The following is a 20069-nucleotide window of genomic DNA, read 5'->3' as shown; positions in this document are numbered from 1 at the left end:
AATAAAGCGCTGTTTTGGGTGAACTGTCCCGCAGCTTTCATATTTTGTATCAATATATTGACAACTTTCCCACTCTGTGCTATATTCTATACAAGCAATCGAAAGGGAGTAGCTGAACGTTCAGAGATGAACGGGTTTGAAATCGTCAACCGATACCGAGAGGTGTCCGTATCAAATGAGATAGCAAGACTTTTATTGTGGCGGATGTCATAATAGAGGTCTTTTTTAGTTCCATCTATTGCCAGACACCTTCCAGATATCCGCCGCAGAAAAGCCGGCTGAAAAAATGGAGGAAAAGAAAGATGAGAGACATAGTGAGAAGAAGAGAAATTGAGGAAGCAGCAGCGGCAGGTGAGAAAGCCCTGTATTGTCTGGAGAGTGCCAGAGAGAGGCTTCAGGGAGCAAAGAACTGGGGGATTTTCGATATGCTGGGCGGCGGTCTTTTTACAGACTGGGTAAAACACTCAAAAATGTCAGATGCCACAGGTTATATGGAGGAAGCAAAGAGACAGCTTCTTGTGTTCCAGAGAGAGTTAAGAGATGTTCAGGTTCCCTTAGATCTGCGAATGGATATCAGCTCATTCCTCACGTTTGCCGACTTCTTTTTTGACGGACTTGTGTCAGACTATCTGGTGCAGAGAAAGATCAATGATGCCAGGGAGCAGGTGGATGACGCGATCATGCGGGTGCAGGTGATCCTTGAAGAATTAAGAGACTTGTTAAATGAATAGGATAGATAGGAGGTAAAGATATGGGATGTCTAGGTAATGTGCTTTGGTTTGTATTCGGCGGCTGTATCAGCGGATTGAGCTGGTGCCTGGCAGGGCTTTTATGGTGTATCACAATTGTTGGGATCCCTGTAGGGATGCAGTGTTTTAAATTCGCGGCTCTTGCCTTCTTTCCTTTTGGAAAAGAAGTGCAGTACGGCGGTGGGGCAGGATCTCTGCTTCTGAATGTCATTTGGATGATCGTTACGGGGATCCCCCTGGCTCTGGAGTCCCTGGTCATTGGTTTTTTGCTCTGTATTACCATTGTGGGAATTCCCTTTGGCATGCAGCATTTCAAAATAGCGAAACTGGCCCTGATGCCCTTTGGAGCAGATGTATACTAAAGGATAAAAATACAGGCGGCGCCATATGGTTTGAACCATATGGCGCCGCCTTTTGAGGGGCCGCAGGAGCGGAGGAGCCGTGCGGCCCCAGAGGGTATGACGGGAGATCAAACATATTTTTCCAGTGTGCTGCGGACAGCGCCAGTACCGGCTGTCATATGTGTGAAATAGCCGCATACAGTGTCAGCCATGCCGGCCTCATAGAGGTTCACGCCGAAGATTTTTTCGTTTTCCAGAACCGGTTTCAGCAGTTTTTCTGCGTCAACAGGCTCGCCCAGTTTTACGTCTGCAACGTATGGGAGGACAGTGTCAAGAAGCGGGTCCGGGCTTAATTCAAAGGGATTGCCGTTGTCATCCACACCCATCAGGTAGCGGAGCCATCCTGCGAATACAAGAGGGATCAGCTTTAAGTCGGATACGTTAAGCTTCGGGGATGCCTGATAAGCCTTGATGGTTTCACCGAAGCGGATCGCCAGCTTCTGAGAAGTATCGGTAGCGATACGCTGAGGGGTATCCGGCATGAAGGGATTGGGGATACGAACGCTTAATACTGTGTCAATGAACTCTTTGGGGTCCAGAATACCGGGGTTGATAACAACCGGCAGACCTTCCACATAGCCAATGCCTTCCACCAGCTTTTTCAGGGTCTCGTCCTTCATCTCTTTGGAGATCAGGTCATAGCCCAGGATGCAGCCGAATACGGCAAGTGCGGTGTGGAGGGGATTTAAACAGGTGCAGACCTTCATTTTTTCCACTTTATCCACAGTTTCACGGGTGGTGAAGATCAGACCGCCTTTTTCCAGTTCAGGTCTTCCGTTGGGGAAGGCGTCCTCGATGACCAGGTACTGGCATTCCTCAGCATTTACGAAGGGAGCCACGTATGTGTTTTTGGAGGTTACAACCGGCTCTAATTCTTCCACGCCGTCCCTTTTCAGGATTTCTTCCACAGACGGGTCCGGTCTTGGGGTGATTTTGTCGATCATGGACCAGGGGAAGGAAACCTTTGCCGGGTTTTCGATATAATCCACAAAAGATTTATCTGTCAGGCCTGTCTCAGACCATTTTTTTGCAAATGCATAAACTGCGTCGTGGAGCTTGCTGCCGTTGTGGGAGCAGTTGTCCATGCTCACCATGGCGATCGGTTTTTCACCTGCCTGGAATCTGGTGAACAGAAGGCTTACCACTTTGCCGATGTAGCTTTCCGGTTTTTCCGGGCCTTTTTCCATATCTGCCACAACAGAGGGGAGCATTTCACCCTTGCCGTTTACAAGGCTGTAGCCTTTTTCTGTGATGGTGAAGCTGGCCATCTGCAGAGAATCTTTTTTGAAGATTTCACGCAGGCGGTTAAAGTCCGCATCATTTTCAGAGTCAACGGTGAGGGACTCCACTACACTGCCCACAACCGTTTTTTCCACAGAACCGTTTGCTTTCAAGGTGACCAGGATGCTGTAGCCGTCATGGGGACGGTTCATTTTTTCCACGATTTCATAGTCAAATCCCTCTGCAACGACCAGACCCCGGTCCAGAACACCTTTGTTTAAAAGGTCCTGCACTACGTTTGCCTGGAAGGCACGGAAGATGTTGCCTGCGCCGAAGTGGACCCAGAACGGATTTTCTCTGGTTTTCTCAGTCACGGCTGCTCTGTCAAATCCCGGAAGGGAGTAGCCTTTGCTTTCCCACTGTTCTTTATTTTTTAAACCCTGCTCATTTACCTGCATGACTATCTTGCTCCTTTCACGATTGCTTCCCAAAGACCATTTAAGTATGTTGCGCCAAGTGCCCTGTCGTAGAGGCCATATCCCGGCATTGCCACTTCATCCCAGATCATGCGGCCGTGGTCAGGGCGGACAGGTCCTTCAAACCCGATATCATAGAGAGCCTTCATGATTTCGTACATATCAAAGGTTCCGTCTGTGGAGAGGTGGGCGGCTTCCTCAAAATCGGTAGGTGAGTTGAATTTCAGGTTGCGCACATGAGCAAAATGGATTCTGCCTTTTAAGGAACGGATCATATCCGGCAGGTCATTTTCCAGGTTGGTGCCATAGGAACCGGAGCAGAAGGTAACGCCGTTGTGCGGGTCATCCACCATTGCCATCATGCGGAGGATGTTGGCCTTATTGATGATGATACGCGGAAGGCCGAATACGCTCCATGCAGGATCATCCGGATGGATCGCCATGTTGATGTCGTATTTGTTGCAGACAGGCATGATGCGTTCCAGGAAGTATTTCAGGTTTTCAAATAATTTTTCGTCGTCAATGTCTTTGTACATGTCGAACAGCTCTTTGATCTTAGCCATACGTTCCGGCTCCCAGCCCGGCATGATCGTGCCGTTGGTATCGCCTGCGATGGATTCAAACATGTTTTCCGGGTCAAGGGCGTCAACCGCTTCCTGTGTGTATGCAAGAACTGTGGAGCCGTCCGGTCTCACACGTGCCAGCTCTGTTCTGGTCCAGTCAAATACAGGCATGAAGTTGTAGCATACCAGATGAATGTCTTCTTTTCCCAGGTTTTCCAGAGTCTCGATATAGTTGTCAATGTACATGTCTCTTTCCGGGGAGCCGGTCTTGATGGCGTCATGGATGTTTACGCTCTCGATACCGGAAATGTGAAGTCCTGATGCAGCAACCTCTTCTTTCAGGGCAGCGATGCGCTCTCTGCTCCAGACCTCACCTGGCTGTGTATCGTAAAGGGTAGTGATAACCCCTGTTACACCGGGAATCTGGCGAATCTGTTTCAGAGTGACTGTGTCAAATTTAGAACCATACCATCTTAATGTCATTTCCATAGTTTTTCGTATCCTTTCTCTTTTCCGCTTGGGATTCATTTACTTGTTATCTATTATTATAGCCACTCCGGGAAAAAATCCAATTGACTGATTTGTTGTTTACATTGCAAAAGTTGCGGTTTCGTGGTAGTCTGTAAAAAAGGACGGAGGTGAAAGCTTTGAAAAAAAATCTACAGACCGCGTTCAGTACCAGACAGTATATGCTTTCCCAGGATTTTGAAATTTATTATTACAGTGACTTTTATTTATCTCAGGTAAAAAACCATGCGCACAGCTATTATGAGTTCTATTTTTTCCTGGAGGGCAATGTGACCATGATAATAGAAGAGAAAGAATATCCCATGAGGCCCGGGGACGTTGTGCTGATACCGCCCAGGGCGCAGCACCATGCGGTTATCAGGAACCAGGAGAATCCATACAGGCGGTTTGTGTTCTGGATCACAGAGGAATACTGTAACAGCCTGATGGAGATCTCTTCGGATTATGCCTATCTCATGCAGCATGTGAAGGTGACAAAGAATTATATCTTCCACACAGATGTGGTGATCTTTAATACCATTCAGTCTAAGGTTTTTGGACTTATTGATGAAATGCGTTCCAAACGGTTCGGAAGGGAGGCTAAGATTTCCCTGTGCGTCAATGACCTGATCCTCCACCTGAACAGAATCGTGCACGAACAGAATTATCCGAAAAGTGTGAGAGAGGAACTGAACCTGTATCAGGGGCTGGCTGATTATATAGAAGAAAACCTGGACGGTGATCTGTCACTGGAAAATCTGGCAAAACAGTTTTTTGTGAGTAAATATCATATTGCGCATATTTTTAAAGACAGTACGGGCTTGTCCATTCACCAGTATATCACAAAAAAACGTCTGGCAGCCTGCAGGGACGCCATACTGGGGGATGTGGGGATCAGTCAGGTATATCCCATGTTTGGGTTTGGTGATTATTCCAGTTTTTACCGCGCTTTCAAGAAAGAGTATGGAATATCACCGAAAGAGTTTAAGGATATGCAGGTGACGTTGTAAAAAGCATGTGAAAGTAGTTGACAAAATGAACTAATTGGCGTAGTATGTCTTAATGGTTGATAAAGTAAACTAAACAGGGCCGTACCGGGCAAATTGTGAACGCATATATGGGAGAAAAGCAATGGAATATGATTGGATAGAAATGATGGAGAGTATGCAGGATATCAGGCTTTTCTGCAGTCTGCATGTTAGAAGGGCAAAAAAGGGCGGTATTTCCTCTGCCCAGGAACTGGATCTGCTCTCCCGCGTGGCACTTTCACAGGAGAGGCTCACGTCCCACATGCTATGCGCGGGTATGGGGATCAGCAAGCCCGTGGTCAGCCGTCTGGTGGAGAGTCTGTGCAGAAAAGAATTTTTGGGGAAAGAGGCCTGCGCGGAAGACCATCGCAGTTATTTTCTGTATATTACGGACAAAGGGCAGGAGGAGCTGGAGCGCACGTACCGGTATTATCTGGAACCTCTGTATTCCATGAGGCGCAAAGCCGGGGAGGAGACGTTTGGCCGGCTTATGGAGCTGATACGTGTGGCAAATCATCATGCAGGGGAAACACAACAGATACAGCAGTAATAAAAAATAGTTATTCAGGGAGTGGATCATTTGAGTATTTATCAGGAATTGCAGTTAAATCAGGCCGGTTCCAAGGCGCTGATCAAGAACAGTAAGGACAACAGTGAGAGGGGAAGGCATCTTCTCATCTATATTTTTAAAGTGTTTCTGACACTTGCTTTTTGTATGGTATTTGTCACGGCTTATACAGGGATCTTCGGGGAGAGCAACAGCGTGGCCGGTGTGGTGGTGCTGCTTACCGTGATGGTTTTCAGGTCAGCGGATCTGGGGATCAAGGCATCCCATGGAAATGGGGTTATCGTTGTTTTATTTACCATTCTGGCAGTGGGGCCTAAGCTGACTAACATGGTGTCACCGGGGTGGGGATTTTTTCTGGATTTTGTCTTTTTACTTCTGATCCTTACACTGGGGTGCCATAACATCATCATGTCCAATCACGCCACCTGGGTTCTGGGCTATCTTCTCCTTCAGGGAAACCATGTGTCAGGCAGGGAATACTTTATGCGCGTCCTTGCGCTGGCTCTGGGAGCGCTGCTGACTGTCCTGGTTTTTTACAGAAACCACAGGGGTATCCGGTATAAGAGGGGACTGGGGGATTTACTGCGGGAGTTTGCATTTTCATCGGCCAGGACCAAGTGGCAGCTGCGCATGGCCCTCGGCATATCGTCAGGCATGTTTTTGGCACAGCTTCTTCATCTGCCCAGGGTCATGTGGGCAGGATTTGCCATGATGTCCATTATCCAGCCGTTTCGCAGGGATTTGCTCAACCGGTTTAAATACCGTTTCCCGGGAAATTTGATTGGCTGTGTTCTGTTTTTCGGTCTCTGTGCTGTGATCCCGGAGAGCTTTTACGGTTGTATCGGAATGCTGGGCGGCATTGGCGTGGGATTTTCCGCTACCTATCTGTGGCAGACCGTGTTTAACTCCTTCGGAGCCCTTACCATGGCTATGGGAATGTTCGGCATGGCAGGTTCCATGGCGCTGAGGCTTGTAAACAACCTGTTCGGCGTTGTATATGGCCTGGTGTTTGACTTTTTGTTTGAGAAGGTCTGCTTCGGCATAGAGCGGATCACCGGGGGAATGGAATCAGCAGATGCGGCGTAGGCATGTTTTGGATCCAGGCAGCGTCATTTCAGGAGGGAATAGAGTTCAGCGTATTCTTCCCTGAAAATGGTATCTTTGCGGAAGACAAAATTAAGTCCATGGAGCAGGTGAAATTCCTGTAATTTGATCTCTTTTAATTTCCGGCTGCGGAGCTCGTGTTCCGCGGCCTTTTTGTATAGAAAGGTAATGCCGCATCCGGCGGCGGTCAGCCGTTTGATGGCGCCGATGCTGCCGTATTCCACTACGCGGGAAAAGTCGGCAAGCTTCAGATTCTGCTGGGCAAGGATGGACTCCAGGATATCTCTGGTGCCTGAGCCTTTTTCACGGGTGATCAGCGTATAGGAAAGCAGGTCTTCCAGGACACAGGGGCATTGGGGCAGGGGAAAGCCGGGGGAACATACAGCAATATACGGTTCTCTGCTGTAGGGGAGAAAATCATATTCCTCCTTGGGGAAGGAGCCTTCCACAACGGCAAAGTCAATTTCGCCCGTGTCAATCTGGCGCAGCAGTTCCCTTGTATTTTGGACGGTGATCTTCATACGGCAGTCCGGGTCCTCCTTCAGGATATTTTTTATTTTACCCGGGAGTATGTATTCAGCTACTGTGAGGGTTGCGCCAAAGTGGTATTCCCTTTTGGGCTGCTGTACATCGAAAAGCCTGCGGCGGAGATGGGCCTCATCATTTTTCATGGTCTGGGCAGAAGCGTGGAGAAGCTTACCGGCTTCTGTCAAATATAATTTCCGGCCCTGCACAGTAAACAGGCGTGTATTGTAGAACTGCTCCAGAAAATGTATTTGCTGTGAGACAGCCGGCTGTGTCAGCCCCAGCTTCTGGGCAGCGCGTGTATAATTCAATTCTTCACATACGGTTAAAAAAGTTTCCATGCGGAAATCCTGCATATTCTTATCCTCCTGTATAGGATATATTATAAAATATATTTATGGAAAAATAAATATAAATAATTTTTCTTTATTGTAAATCCATGGTAAGATATACCAGGAAAAGCAAATAAGAAAAGGGGAAAAGCACTATGGATTTTTTGAAAAAGAACTGGAAAGGTCTTTTGCTCTGTCTTGCCATCGCACTGCCCAGCTGGTTTTTGGGAAAAGCGCTGCCGGTGATCGGCGGACCGGTTTTTGCCATTCTTCTGGGTATGGCGGTCACACTTCTTCTAAAGGATAGATCTGGCGTACAGCAGGGCATCACATTTACTTCTAAAAAGGTTCTGCAGTATGCAGTGATCCTTCTGGGATTCGGTCTGAACCTATCCGTTATCCTGCAGACAGGAAAGCAGTCCCTTCCCATTATTGTAGCAACGATCACTACATCACTGGTGATGGCTTATGTACTGCACCGGATTATGCGGATCCCGGGTAAAATATCTACTTTGGTGGGGGTCGGTTCCTCCATCTGCGGCGGCTCTGCCATTGCGGCTACGGCACCGGTCATTGATGCAGATGACGAGGAGGTGGCTCAGGCTATCTCTGTTATCTTTCTGTTCAACATTCTGGCCGCAATTTTGTTTCCGGCTTTTGGAGCTTTGATCGGATTTGATACTCACAGCGGGGAGGCTTTCGGAATTTTTGCGGGGACGGCTGTCAATGATACGTCCTCTGTAACCGCTGCTGCCTCCACTTGGGATTCACTTTATCATCTGGGGTCAGCCACTCTTGACAAGGCCGTGACCGTGAAACTGACCAGGACACTGGCGATCATTCCCATTACCCTGGTACTGGCATTTGTTAGGGCAAAGAATGCCAAGGAGGAGGGGAATAAGGTTGAGTTCAAGAAGATTTTCCCCTTCTTTATCCTGTACTTTGTGGGGGCTTCTATTATTACAACCGCTGGGGTGAGCCTTGGAGTCCCGGCGGGGATTTTTAGTCCTCTGAAGACCCTGAGCAAGTTTTTCATTGTCATGGCAATGGGGGCGATCGGGCTGAATACCAATGTGGTGAAGCTTATAAAGACAGGCGGGAAGCCAATTTTTATGGGGGCCTGCTGCTGGGCCGGGATTACGGGCATGAGCCTGGTCATGCAGAAAATGCTTGGAATCTGGTAGGAATAAAAAATGCCTGCGGGGTGATCACGACACAGTGTATTGTGACCCCGCAGGCATTTTTGCGTCAAAATTCATGACGCGTGTTTTTTTAACTGCTTTTTAGCGTATTTTTTCACTTTGCATTCACAGTGGCCGCAGCCTTTTCCGGCTTTGGTCCTTTTCCGCACTTCTTTAAAAGAGGAGGCCCCGTCTTTTATGGCTTCCTTGATATCCTTCTTTGTGACCTTGAAACAGGGACACAGATATTTTTCCCCGCTCATATCAGAGTACCAGGGAAGGGGCAGCGTATACTCTGGCCGCCAGTTCGGAATCCAGCATATAGAGGCTTTTGGAGTCGTGTCCGAAGAGCTCAAATTTGCGGATCAAATCCTCTGCGTTCTTCTCCTCTTCCCCCTGTTCTTTTACAAACCAGTCCAAAAACTGCATGGTACGGAAATCCTTTACAGTGTACGCAGCGTCGTAGATGTTATGGATCAGGCTGGTCACATAGCGCTCGTGTTCCAGGCTTGCATGGAGGGGCTGGTCAAAGGCGTCAAAGACCTTGTCCGGCTTGTCTATGGATTCCAGCGATATTTGTTCACTGTTATTCTGCAGATACTGGATGAAGAGCATGGCATGGTCACGTTCCTCCTGGGCCTGTACGTTGTACCAGTTGGCAAAACCGTCAAGTCCCTGGTCTTTATAATAATTGGCAAAATCCAGATATAGATAGGCGGAGTAGAATTCTTTGTTGATCTGCGTGTTCAGCAGTTCAGATACTTTTTTGTCTAACATAGTAAAAACCTCCTTAAATTGGACTATTTTATGCAGGTATCCTGCAATTTAGATTATAGCACGCCCGGCCGGTTTCAACAATGGTAAAATTATGACCGGCATTTTAACACCGGCAGTTTGGGAGTTTTGCCGGGTACGGGACGGCAGGCTGTGGCTCGTAGGGCGGGCATAAGAAGGAAAGGGATGCCGGGAAGAGGGCGGTTTGTAATTTGACTTATGGTTAAAGTTATTGACCGAAAATTAAAAAGGATTCAATAGTGCAGGGAATGTACATCTGTTATAATGAACATAGCAAAAAACTTTGCCTTGGAAATAAAAAGCAGAGCGGGGGCTGGCTCCGGCTGTCCGTCTTGAATATGGAGGACAATATTATGAAGATCAATGAGATTATCAGAACGAGAAGAAAAGAATTGAAGCTGACCCAGGAACAGGCAGCAGAGTATCTGGGGATATCAGCACCGGCTGTCAACAAATGGGAAAAGGGAGTGAGCTATCCTGATATTACGCTGCTTCCGCCCCTTGCAAGGCTTTTGAAGGTGGATTTAAATACACTGCTGTCTTTTAAGGAGGAGCTGACCGACGAGGAGATCAATCATTTTTGCAGCCGTATTTTTGCAGTGCTGAAAGAGAGCGGGTATAAGCCGGGACATGAATTGGCGGTGCAGAAGATCAAGGAGTATCCCAACAGTTATAAGCTGATTTACAATCTCGCCGGGTTTCTGAAAGGTGCCCTTCTTATGTTTCCTACGGCGGAAGAGGATAAGGCGGGGTATGAGGAGGAGATAAGGGGATTATTTGAGAGAGTTGCCAGGGACAAAAAAGCCGATTGGGGAATCAGAGGCAGCGCCCTGAATATGCTGGTAGGTGATTACATTCAGATGGAGGAATACCACAGGGCAGCGGAACTGCTGGAGGAGATCCCTGACCTGGGCGTGGATAAAAGGCCCATGCTTATCCTCCTTTACAGAAAACAGGGCAAAACAGAGGAGGCAGTGAAGCTGACCCAGAAGAAGCTTCTCCAGGCAGCAGGAGATGTACAGAATTGCCTGATCGTCCTTATGGAAATCTGTAAGGAGCAGGGATGCGATGAGGGCGTGGAATATTATAGGAGAAAATGCAGAGATGCGGTGGAACTGCTGGATCTGTGGGAATACGGAAAGTATGTGGCGGATTATTCGGCTGCGGTGGCTGAAAAGGATGCGGTCAGAACCTTGGAACTGCTGGAGAGAATGCTGGAATCTATGGGGAAACCATGGAATCCGGGGGAAAGCAGATTGTATGATAAGCTGGCGGAACAGAGCGCAGATAACGGACAGCAGAAGGAAATATTTGAGCGAATGCGTAACGGGTTATTAATGGAGATAGAAAAAGGGGAAGCGTTTGACTTTTTAAGGGACCGGCAGGAGTTTAAGGATTTATTTGCAAAGTTCCGGGAGGGCGGCAGATAGACCTTGACAGAGCCGGGGCCGCCCGTGGCTGACAGAGTAGTCAAGGGGATAAAGGGGAAGCAAAGGAGTGAGAAGATGGATGGAAAAATTTTAATTGTGGGTGCAGCCATATTGGATGTGCTGGCAGAGCCGGCAGATGAGGGCGTTTTTCAGACCGGCTCAAGTCCGGCGGAAGCCATCACCATGAGGACAGGCGGGGACGCTCTGAATGAAGCCTCTGTTCTGGCAAAGCTGGGAGAGGAGGTCCGGCTTCTTACTGTGCTTGGTGAGGACCCGGCTGCGGAGATTATCAGAGGCCATTGCCGGAAATGGGGGATAGGACTTGATTTTGCCAGGACGGAACCCGGTGTGGATACAGGCATCAATGTGGTGCTGGTGAAGGAAAACGGGGAGCGGTGTTTTCTGACGAATCCACATGGAACTCTGCGCATACTTTCCGGGGAACATCTGGAGGGGGATTTTCTTCGGAATGTGAAAATACTTAGTTTTGCCAGTATCTTTGTCTTTCCCAGGCTTGGCAGCAAAGATATGGCCCGGTTGTTTTCCAGGGCCAAAGCACAGGGGATACTGGTCTGCGCGGATATGACCAAGAGAAAAAACGGGGAGACAGCCGAAGAGATACGGGAGGCACTGTCCTTTGTGGATTTTCTTTTCCCTAATTATGAGGAGGCAGTGCTGGTTACCGGGAAGAGAGAGCTGCATGAAATTGCGGATGTATTTTTGGACTGTGGTGTGGGCAATGTGGTGATTAAATGCGGGGATAAGGGGTGCTTTGTGAAGAACAGGGAATTGTTTTTTGAAAGCCCGGCGGTTCCCGGAGTCCGGTGTGTGGATACAACAGGGGCGGGTGACTGTTTTGCAGCAGGGTTTGTGTATGCACTGGCGAGGGAAATGGATTTGCATACGGCAGCAGCATATGCAAATGCCTGCGGCGCGCTGGCAGTGGAGAAAATGGGGGCAACGGAAGGGGTAAGGAGTATTACCCAGGTAGAAAATACAGTAAAGAAGTATCATTTTCCATGAAAGTATGGTAATATGGAACAGTGAAAAAAGTATCCGGTATTTTCACTGATTCCGGAGAATGGGGGATGATAATATGTGGAACAGAATGGAACTTAAAATGAACGGAAAAGCCAATTTCCTGAGAAATTACGGGCCTGCAGTATTGGTGTCCTTGATAGCTTCTTTGGTGGCGGCTAAGTACGGGCGTAATTATGACAGTGATGGAGCATCTGGTTCGTTTTTGGAATTTTCAGGGCTTCATTTAAGTTTTGACTGGGACCATTTATTTTTTAACTGGGGAGGAAATGCGTTCAGCTCAGGTGCTGTTTCACTGGCTGTGATTCTTCTCGATGTTTTTATATTCCAGATGCTGTTGGTGGGAGCCTGTAGATTTTATGTGGAAAACAGGGATTATAAGGCGCCTGTTTCTAAACTGCTGTTTGGTTTTCAAAGCGGTTTTTATGGAAATTCCGTGCTGGTCATGTTCATGAAGAATCTGTTTGTTGCTCTGTGGACACTGCTTTTGGTGATTCCGGGGATCGTGATGAGTTATGCCTACCGTATGGTTCCGTATATACTGGCGGAGCAGCCGGATATTGATTACAGGGAAGCACTGCGAATCAGTAAAGAGATGATGTATGGACAGAAGTGGGAAGCTTTTTTCCTGGATCTTTCTTTTATTGGATGGTTGTTCGTGGGTGCGGTTACATGCGGGATCGCTGGGATTTTCTATGTGAAGCCTTATGTGGACGCTACTAATGTAGAACTTTATGTGACGCTTAGGGAAGATTGGTTTGCCAAGAGTGCAAGGGAAAGTTATTAGAGTGTGACGCACAGATTGCGGAAGGCAGTCAGCGGATATATGCCGGCAGGCTGGTTCGGTAAAGGTGTGGGAGCTGTTTTTGGAAAGCCTGGGATGCCGGGTTCTATATGGATGTATCATGCAGATCGTGTAGTGCATGAGGCATCTGATAGGACCCGGTATCCCAGGCTTTTTGCTGACGGTAAAGGACCAAAGTTTAGAATTGCTTACGGTTTGGGGTAGATGTCTTTTAATGCGTTCATGATGAGGCGGAAGGTCAGATCAGCCATATGCTGGGGGGATTCCCCGGTGTCTGAGTCCAGCCAGGTTTTGATTAGGCCGATACATCCTGTCAGACAGAAGGAATAGGAGTATTTCAGGCTGTCCATGTTTTCCGGGAAGGTGGCTTTTAGGACCTTCAGGCTGTGCTCGGATATAATGCTCTCTATGCGGCTGACAAAGGACATGTCGCCGTTGGGGCCTAAAAGGGCACTGCAGATGTCTTTGTTTTCCCAGAGGATTAGGAAGATGTCCTCTATAAAGGGGAAGCTGGCCTCGTTGAAGGGGCTGACAGGGTGTTCCTGGATGATCTTCAGGATTTCTTCCTGGAGTTCGTTCTCTATGGTTTCCAGCAGGTTGTAGATGTCAGTGTAGTGGAGATAGAAGGTGGAACGGTTGATGTCTACCTCTTCTACCAGTTCTTTTACGGTGATCTCTTTGATGCTTTTGTGCTGCATGAGTTTGGAGAGGCCGGCGCGGAGGTGGGATTTGGTTTTGCGGACACGGCGGTCGGGTTTTTTGGGCATGGGGGGCTCCTTTCGTGTATAGGGGGGACGGTGAAGTCGCAGCGGCAGGGCCGGGAGGGCAGGGTGTCAGGTGAGGGAAGCGTTCCGCTGCCAGGGAGCTAACCTGCTCCCATTCGCTAACTTCGTCAGCAGCGGCTTCCTCAGTAAGCGACTGGGGCAGGTGGATCTCCCTGGCGCTCCACTAAAACATCCCTCACCTGACACCCTGCCCTCCCGGCCCTGCCGCTGCGACTTCACCTGGTTGTATAGTGCGGGTGTGAGTGGGTGAAGCTTGTGGGGTGTATAGTGTGGGTGTGAGCAGGTGAAGCTTGTGGGTTGTATAGTGTGGGTGTGAGCAGGTGAAGCTTGTGGGTTGTATAGTGTGGGTGTGAGCAGGTGAAGCTTGTGGGATCACATGGTTGTATGTTGCGTGGGTGAGCGGGTGAAGTTTGTGGGATTACGTGGTTGTATAGTGTGGGTGTGAGCGGGTGAAGCTTGTGGGATCACATGGTTGTATGTTGCGTGGGTGAGCGGGTGAATTTTGTGGGATCACATGGTTGTATGTTGCGTGGGTGAGCGGGTGAAGTTTGTGGGATTACGTGGTTGTATGGTGCGGGGTGAGTGGGTGAAGCTTGTAGGATTACATGGTTGTATAGTGCGGGTGAGCGGGGTGTGGCCTGAGGGTGTGTGGTTACATGGTGTGGGGAAATGTTAAAAAAGTATAAAATGCTACATATGGGGGTGGGTGTGTCTAGTAATGGATAGGGTGAGGGGAGATTGATGGTTGTGGGGGTGGGGTGATTTTAGTATAATACAGGTTGCTTTAGAAATCAACACGGTATCTATTAATGGAAGTGGAGTATGTTATAAGTCACGGTCATGGGATGTTGTTCTGTGAGACGGGGCGAAGAGAAATTCTGAGTTAGCAGGCGCTAGGGATGATTCGCTGTATTTTGCTGGCTGAGAGGCGGAAATACCTGAAAGGGCAAAACTGTGTATGGCAGAGCTTGCTGTTGAGAATGGAGTGAACAGTAACATGCTAAAATGAGGATGGGGCATAGAATGGTAGAGGGCGTGTTGGAAATCATGGTGATAGAAAGGGGAATGTGATTTGCTGAGAAAGGAATGGAAGGGACTGGTCCACAATAAGCTGCTTTTGGTGGTGGTTGTGGCGATTATTTTGATTCCTACAATTTATACGACGCTTTTTTTGGGGTCTATGTGGGATCCTTATGGAAATCTGGATAAGCTGCCGGTGGCGGTGGTGAATGAGGACAGAGCAGTTTCCTATAATGACAGGGAATTGAATGTGGGGAAGGAGCTGACAGAGAAACTCAGGGATGAGGAGTCGCTTTGTTTCAATTTTGTGGATGCAGAGACGGCAAAGAGAGGACTGAGGAATGGGACGTATTATATGATGATCACGATCCCTGAGGATTTTTCTGCCAATGCTGCTACGGTGATGGATGAAAAACCTGAGAAGATGGAGCTTGCTTATCAGACGAATCCGGGAACGAATTATATTGCGTCTAAAATGAGTGAGACGGCTATGGAGAAGGTGAAAAACAGTGTGGCGGAGGAAGTGACCAAGACTTATACGCAGGCTGTGTTTGACCAGATCGCTGAGGCCGGGGATGGAATGCAGGAGGCAGCTGACGGGTCCGGAGATTTGAAAGAGGGCATGGATAAGGTCTCTGAGGGGAACCGGACCATAACGGATAATCTTGAGACTTTGGCGGACAGCTCGCTTACGTTCCGGGAGGGGAGCGATACGCTGCGTGTGGGCCTGAAAACCTATGTGGACGGCGTCAGCACAGTAAACAGCGGAGCCGGACAGCTGGATTCGGGAGCAGCCGAACTGAAGGATGGTGTGACGGCGGCAAAGTCAGGGGTAAGCGAACTTTCTGACGGGACCGGCGCCCTGGTTTCCGGGGCCTGGGAGCTGAAAGACGGCACCGGGGCACTGCATAAAGGACTTTCGGAACTGGATGGAAAGGTGCCTGTATTGAAAGAGGGTGTGGATCAGCTTGTTCAGGGCACAGGTGCACTGGCGGACGGAGCGGTACAGCTTGAAGCAGGAGGTACATCACTGAAAGTGGGGGTATCGAATGCAGATGCAGCTATGGCAGAGCTATGCAGAGGGCTGGAAGTCCTCAGGCAGAGTACGGATACACTGCCGGATGCGGCAGAACAGATTCATGTGGGGGCAGAGGCTCTTGCCCAGGGGACAAAAGACCTGGAAACCGGAAGCGGAAATCTGAAAGCCGGAATCGGACAGGTGAAAGCCGGTATGGAGGCAGTCAATGGTGAAGGCGGAGCCAATTCGGAACAACTGGCAGATGGGGTTTTAGCGCTGAATCAGGGACTGGAACAGCTTTATGCCATGTTGACAGCAGGCGGAAGCGGAACACCGGCCTCCGGGGAGGCGGCGACGGTTCAGACGGATGTGGATGTCTCAGAGGCAAAGCAGGCTTTGGATGTCCTCTATGGGCTGGCAGATGAACTGCAGGGAAAAGCCGGGGAGCTGGAAACTTCTGCGGATGGAATTGGCAGTGTCAATGCCGTATCTTCGGATGGGCTGGCGGCAGCTCTTGAGGCTGCGGTGGCTTCGGGAGATATAGAACTGGTTGCCCAGGCGGCCAATCAGGCTGTTGCGGCAGCGCAGGAAAATGAGAATGCAGTAAATGAAAGCAACAGCCGGCTGGAAAATGTGGCAGCTCTGTTAAGGGAAAGCGGCACAGCTTTGAGAGGAACAGGGGAAGCTGTTTCAGCATCCGCGGATGGGGCTTTGAATGCGCTTGACAGGGTGAAAGGACAGACCGTGACTACTGTGGAAACCAGCCAGGCATCCGATGCGGATACGCAGGCCATGGAACAGGTGGTAACTGCGGTTGGAAAACTGCGGGACAGCAGCCAGACCCTTGCTGACAAAACAGCTGCTTATACAGGCGGCGTGAAGGCGGTAACGGGGAATATGGCAGCACTGGAGAACGGGGCCTTGGCGCTGTATGAGGGCGCAGGCCAGGCAAAGGCAGGCGCAGAGCAGCTGGAGGCAGGAACGGCTGAGCTGGATCAGAAGTCTCCGCTTCTGAAGGCCGGAATCGGGCAGGCGGCAGCGGGAGGCGAACAGTTCAGAACAGAGGCTATGCAGCCGCTTTTGTACGGGAGTGACAGTCTTCTGAAGGGAATTACCAGCGTGAGTACAGGGGCAGGCCAGGTGAATGATGGTGCCGGGACACTGCAGGGAAAGGTACCTGAACTGGAAGCCGGGATCAGTCAATTAGATCAGGGAGCCGGCAGCCTGGACCAGGGAGCCGGGACTTTGGCGGACGGAGCAGCACGGCTGGATGACGGAGCTAAGGAACTTCTCCAGGGAAGCGGTCAGCTTTTCGACGGAGCTGCAGAGCTGAAAGACGGAACTGGTTCCTTGGTTTCCGGGACCAGGGAACTAACGGCAAATAACAGCACATTGCTGGATGGAGCCTCCCAGTTAAGTCAGGGGGCCGGAGCGATCCAGGAAGGGGCCGGAAAACTAAGGGACGGCAGTGCAGAGCTGGGGGACGGTATCAGCCAGGCGGCCGATGGTTCCCGGACACTCAGCAGCAGTCTTCAGGACGGAGCAAAGCAGGTAAAAGATACAAAGTCCACGGATGATACCGTGGAAATGTTTGCTGCTCCGGTTGAGACCAGCGAGACTATGATAACCACAGTGGAGAATAACGGGCACGCAATGGCGCCCTATATGATGAGCGTAGGACTCTGGGTGGGATGCATTGCGTTCAGTTTGATGTACCCGCTGACAAAATATAAAGGTAAGCTAAAATCAGGATTTTCCTGGTGGCTCAGCAAGGCCTCAGTACTTTACACCATAGCTGTTTTGCAGGCGGTTGCCATGATACTGCTTCTTCATGTATTTGACGGATTCAATCCGGCAGAGATGGGCAGAACGATTGGTTTTGCGTGTCTGGCCAGTGTGGCATTTATGTCAGTGATGTATTTCTTTACCAATTTCATCGGCAAGGTAGGAAGCTTTCTGATGCTGGTATTTATGGTGGTTCAGCTTGCGGGTTCTGTGGGAACCTATCCTCTTGAGATTTCAGGTTCTTTTGTCCCCTATCTTCATGAGTGGGTGCCGTTCACATATTCGGTGGAGGCATTCAGAAGTACGATTTCAGGAGGGGAAAGTATACGGGGCCCAGTGGTGTTTATGATCATTCTGTGTGCGGTATTTACGTTACTGACCCTGATAGAGTTCCAGCTTAGGGCCGGGAAGATCAAGGCCGGAAAACACATTCTGGCAGACTGGCTGGAGGAAAAAGGTTTGGCCTAACTAAAAAAATCACGGGAAACCGCAGAGCATTCAGCGGGATTCCGTGATTTTTTATGGGTGTTCCTCTGTGTAAAAGCGTTTACTCCTTATTGGTTCCGTGGGTGTGCTTTTTAATGGCCTCAAAGCTCTCAGCACTTATCACATGCTCCATACGGCAGGCATCCTCAGCAGCTATTTTGGGATCAACACCCAGGCGCATCAGCCATCCGGAAAGGAGCTGGTGGCGTTCATATATTTTTTCTGCTATTTTCCGGCCTTCCGGTGTGAGTGTGATAAAGCCTTCAGAGTCAACCTCGATATAGCCGTTGATTCTGAGATTTTTCATAGCAACACTTACACTGGGTTTTGAGAATTCCAGTTCGTTGGCAATGTCTATGGAGCGCACATGGGATTTTCTTTTTCCGATAACGAGAATAGTTTCCAAATAGTTTTCTGCGGATTCTTGTATTTTCAAAATCAACATCCTTCCTTTTCATTAAGATAGGACAGCGGTATTGTCCGTTTTTTGCGGCTGAAAAAGTTATGATCTCATATACCTGCGGATACGTGGCAGGGGGCATTTTTTTTCCGTTCAGCACACATGGATGATTACAGCATAACATAGATTCTAAAGAAGTTCAAATTTCCTTTGAAAAAAATTGTGAAAAATGTCTTGACAATTGGAACAATTTATTATATTATAAATAACGTCTTAAGGACAAATACACAACAGAATAACCTGCGGGTGTAGTTCAGTGGTAGAACACCAGCCTTCCAAGCTGGATATGTGGGTTCGATTCCCATCACCCGCTCTTATGCGCGAGTGGCTCAGTTGGTGGAGCGCGACCTTGCCAAGGTCGAGGCCGCGGGTTCGAGTCCCGTCTCGCGCTTTTCTTATTTCATGAAGAAATAGGATGATAGTGAAAATTAAATAACGGTATTAGATGAAAATGGTAGTGAGATTGTATGACATAATCGCAGCGAAAGTTACGGGTCATCGGTCTTGGTGCCTTTTTTTGTTGCCGGAATAAGGAGGATTTATTATGCCGAAAACAAAATTTCAGGACATTATCTTTACGCTCATCATGGTGGTCGTGATGGTTTACGCTCTTGTGGTGTACAACATAGCATTGGACAGAGGCGGACTTACCAATGAGGTGTTTGTCATGGCGTTTGGGGAACTGGTTGTTATGGGGATCGCAGGATTTCTGCTGGAGATGTTCATAGCGGGACCGCTGGCAAAAAAACTGGCTTTTCGCATTGTGACGCCGGGAGAGGACCGGATGACCGCGGTGATCCTTGCCGTATCAGCTATGACTGTGTGTATCATGTGCCCTCTTATGAGCCTTATAGCCACCCTTCTTTTTAAAGGAGTGGATTCCCAGGTAATAGCCAAATGGATCCAGACAACGGTTATGAATTTTCCTATGGCATTTTGCTGGCAGATATTTTTTGCGGGACCCTTTGTAAGATGGATCTTCGGACATTTGTTTCCGGAAAAGAAAGAGTGTACCGGGAATGTGACCGTGTAAAATACAGAAGTGTGGGAAAAAACGGGATAAGAGCGGGGAGCCAAATAAACCGGACCCCCCGTTTGCCGTTATATGGATACACCTGTGTTGGGCATATACGGATTGAGATTCAGAAGCAGTTTTACAATTCCCCAGAGAGAGTTGAGAATATGGGTATTGGCTGTGCCAAGAGGCCTGCTTAAAGCACCGCTTGCCAGCAGAATGACCAAAATCCAGGTTCGGTAGGGGCGTATGCGCTGATAAAAGGCGGAAACGCCCGGCCACAGTTCGGCCAGGACATTGGAGCCGTCCAGAGGCGGTATGGGAATCAGGTTAAATACCCCAAGGCCAATGTTCATAACTGCCGAATAGGAAAAGAGCCGGAGAAATACGGAAACGGATGCGGAGGCAGCACTGCCATATTTTCCGAGAAGGCCGTAAAGGAGCAGGGAAAGGAAGGCCAGTATGAAATTCATGAAAGGCCCCGCCAGGGAAACCATAATGATACCGGATTTGCGGTTCTTGTAATAGCGGGTATTGATCCTCACAGGTTTTGCCCAGCCCATTTTGAAAAAGATCAGGCACAGGGTGCCAAAGGGATCCAGATGTTTCAGTGGGTTCAGGGTAAGACGGCCATCCATACGGGGAGTCGGATCACCCAGACGGTCTGAAACCCAGCCATGTGCAAATTCATGCCCCATAATGGCAAGCAGCACAACGGGCGCAATATATAGAATGTCTCTGAGCTGCTGAAGATAATAACTGGAATGAAGCATAAGC

General features: G+C 49.0%; 20 protein-coding genes and 2 tRNA genes. 14 read left to right on the top strand and 8 right to left on the bottom strand.

Annotated elements, in window-relative coordinates; translation table 11 throughout:
• The first annotated feature begins 302 nt into the window (after positions 1-302).
• Both A4V09_RS16690 and A4V09_RS16685 read left to right on the top strand, forming a co-directional pair.
• Positions 303-731 (top strand): hypothetical protein, encoded by a 429-nt coding sequence (locus A4V09_RS16690; RefSeq protein WP_065544835.1) that lies wholly within the window; start codon positions 303-305, stop codon positions 729-731.
• Between the two features lie 20 nt (positions 732-751).
• Positions 752-1111, top strand: coding sequence for a YccF domain-containing protein (locus A4V09_RS16685; RefSeq protein WP_065543337.1), 360 nt, complete (start codon positions 752-754; stop codon positions 1109-1111).
• Between the two features lie 107 nt (positions 1112-1218).
• On the opposite strand, the gene A4V09_RS16680 is transcribed toward A4V09_RS16685, so the two are convergent.
• Complete coding sequence (locus tag A4V09_RS16680; RefSeq protein ID WP_065543336.1) at positions 1219-2829, bottom strand: mannitol dehydrogenase family protein; 1611 nt, start codon at positions 2827-2829, stop codon at positions 1219-1221.
• A gap of 2 nt (positions 2830-2831) precedes the next feature.
• Positions 2832-3899, bottom strand: a complete 1068-nt coding sequence (gene uxuA, locus A4V09_RS16675; RefSeq protein ID WP_018595261.1) for a mannonate dehydratase — start codon at positions 3897-3899, stop codon at positions 2832-2834.
• 158 nt (positions 3900-4057) lie between these two features.
• On the opposite strand from uxuA, the gene A4V09_RS16670 reads away from it, so the two are divergent.
• From A4V09_RS16670 to A4V09_RS16660, 3 genes are all read left to right on the top strand, one after another.
• On the top strand, positions 4058-4927 hold the full coding sequence (locus A4V09_RS16670) for a helix-turn-helix domain-containing protein (RefSeq protein ID WP_065543335.1): 870 nt from the start codon (positions 4058-4060) through the stop codon (positions 4925-4927).
• 121 nt (positions 4928-5048) lie between these two features.
• Complete coding sequence (locus A4V09_RS16665) at positions 5049-5495, top strand: MarR family winged helix-turn-helix transcriptional regulator (RefSeq protein ID WP_065543334.1); 447 nt, start codon at positions 5049-5051, stop codon at positions 5493-5495.
• Between the two features lie 30 nt (positions 5496-5525).
• A complete protein-coding gene (locus A4V09_RS16660; RefSeq protein WP_065543333.1) occupies positions 5526-6599 on the top strand; it encodes an FUSC family protein in 1074 nt (357 codons plus the stop codon).
• Between the two features lie 23 nt (positions 6600-6622).
• Here the strand turns inward: A4V09_RS16660 and A4V09_RS16655 are convergent, their stop codons facing one another.
• The gene (locus A4V09_RS16655; protein WP_065543332.1) at positions 6623-7498 is read right to left on the bottom strand and encodes a LysR substrate-binding domain-containing protein; all 876 of its coding nucleotides are present in this window, start codon (positions 7496-7498) and stop codon (positions 6623-6625) included.
• A 131-nt stretch (positions 7499-7629) separates the two neighbouring features.
• On the opposite strand from A4V09_RS16655, the gene A4V09_RS16650 reads away from it, so the two are divergent.
• Positions 7630-8658, top strand: coding sequence for a YeiH family protein (locus A4V09_RS16650; protein WP_065543331.1), 1029 nt, complete (start codon positions 7630-7632; stop codon positions 8656-8658).
• Between the two features lie 71 nt (positions 8659-8729).
• Here the strand turns inward: A4V09_RS16650 and A4V09_RS16645 are convergent, their stop codons facing one another.
• Positions 8730-8918, bottom strand: a complete 189-nt coding sequence (locus tag A4V09_RS16645) for a (2Fe-2S)-binding protein (RefSeq protein ID WP_065543330.1) — start codon at positions 8916-8918, stop codon at positions 8730-8732.
• A gap of 1 nt (position 8919) precedes the next feature.
• Positions 8920-9432 (bottom strand): ferritin, encoded by a 513-nt coding sequence (locus A4V09_RS16640; RefSeq protein WP_065543329.1) that lies wholly within the window; start codon positions 9430-9432, stop codon positions 8920-8922.
• Between the two features lie 371 nt (positions 9433-9803).
• Between A4V09_RS16640 and A4V09_RS16635 the strand changes: the two genes are divergently transcribed.
• From A4V09_RS16635 to A4V09_RS16620, 4 genes are all read left to right on the top strand, one after another.
• Entirely contained in the window at positions 9804-10880 is a 1077-nt protein-coding gene (locus A4V09_RS16635) for a helix-turn-helix domain-containing protein (protein ID WP_065544834.1), read from the top strand.
• 75 nt (positions 10881-10955) lie between these two features.
• On the top strand, positions 10956-11903 hold the full coding sequence (locus A4V09_RS16630; RefSeq protein WP_065543328.1) for a carbohydrate kinase family protein: 948 nt from the start codon (positions 10956-10958) through the stop codon (positions 11901-11903).
• 73 nt (positions 11904-11976) lie between these two features.
• Positions 11977-12705, top strand: a complete 729-nt coding sequence (locus A4V09_RS16625) for a DUF975 family protein (protein WP_065543327.1) — start codon at positions 11977-11979, stop codon at positions 12703-12705.
• A gap of 3 nt (positions 12706-12708) precedes the next feature.
• Positions 12709-12927, top strand: coding sequence for a hypothetical protein (locus A4V09_RS16620; RefSeq protein WP_065543326.1), 219 nt, complete (start codon positions 12709-12711; stop codon positions 12925-12927).
• On the opposite strand, the gene A4V09_RS16615 is transcribed toward A4V09_RS16620, so the two are convergent.
• Positions 12912-13490, bottom strand: a complete 579-nt coding sequence (locus tag A4V09_RS16615; RefSeq protein ID WP_065543325.1) for a TetR-like C-terminal domain-containing protein — start codon at positions 13488-13490, stop codon at positions 12912-12914. The genes A4V09_RS16620 and A4V09_RS16615 overlap by 16 nt on opposite strands.
• A gap of 1090 nt (positions 13491-14580) precedes the next feature.
• On the opposite strand from A4V09_RS16615, the gene A4V09_RS16610 reads away from it, so the two are divergent.
• Positions 14581-17799, top strand: coding sequence for a YhgE/Pip family protein (locus tag A4V09_RS16610; protein WP_065543324.1), 3219 nt, complete (start codon positions 14581-14583; stop codon positions 17797-17799).
• Positions 17800-17878: 79 nt separating this feature from the next.
• Here A4V09_RS16610 and A4V09_RS16605 read toward each other — a convergent pair whose 3' ends face one another.
• Positions 17879-18262 carry a metal-dependent transcriptional regulator gene (locus A4V09_RS16605; protein ID WP_465220352.1) on the bottom strand — a complete coding sequence of 128 codons (384 nt, stop codon included), beginning with the start codon at positions 18260-18262 and terminating at the stop codon, positions 17879-17881.
• A gap of 257 nt (positions 18263-18519) precedes the next feature.
• Here A4V09_RS16605 and A4V09_RS16600 point away from each other — a divergent pair.
• The 3 genes from A4V09_RS16600 to A4V09_RS16590 all read left to right on the top strand — a co-directional run bounded on the left by A4V09_RS16600 (position 18520) and on the right by A4V09_RS16590 (position 19310).
• Positions 18520-18590: transfer RNA gene (locus tag A4V09_RS16600), tRNA-Gly, on the top strand.
• Between the two features lie 5 nt (positions 18591-18595).
• Positions 18596-18668: transfer RNA gene (locus A4V09_RS16595), tRNA-Gly, on the top strand.
• 153 nt (positions 18669-18821) lie between these two features.
• Positions 18822-19310 carry a DUF2798 domain-containing protein gene (locus A4V09_RS16590; RefSeq protein ID WP_065543323.1) on the top strand — a complete coding sequence of 163 codons (489 nt, stop codon included), beginning with the start codon at positions 18822-18824 and terminating at the stop codon, positions 19308-19310.
• Between the two features lie 68 nt (positions 19311-19378).
• On the opposite strand, the gene A4V09_RS16585 is transcribed toward A4V09_RS16590, so the two are convergent.
• A complete protein-coding gene (locus tag A4V09_RS16585) occupies positions 19379-20065 on the bottom strand; it encodes a site-2 protease family protein (RefSeq protein ID WP_065543322.1) in 687 nt (228 codons plus the stop codon).
• Between the last annotated feature and the right edge of the window lie 4 nt (positions 20066-20069).

This window comes from Blautia pseudococcoides, assembly GCF_001689125.2.
Taxonomy (GTDB): Bacteria; Bacillota; Clostridia; order Lachnospirales; family Lachnospiraceae; genus Blautia; species Blautia pseudococcoides.
Note: the sequence above shows the minus strand (reverse complement) of the source record. Positions and strands in the feature narration are given on the sequence as shown.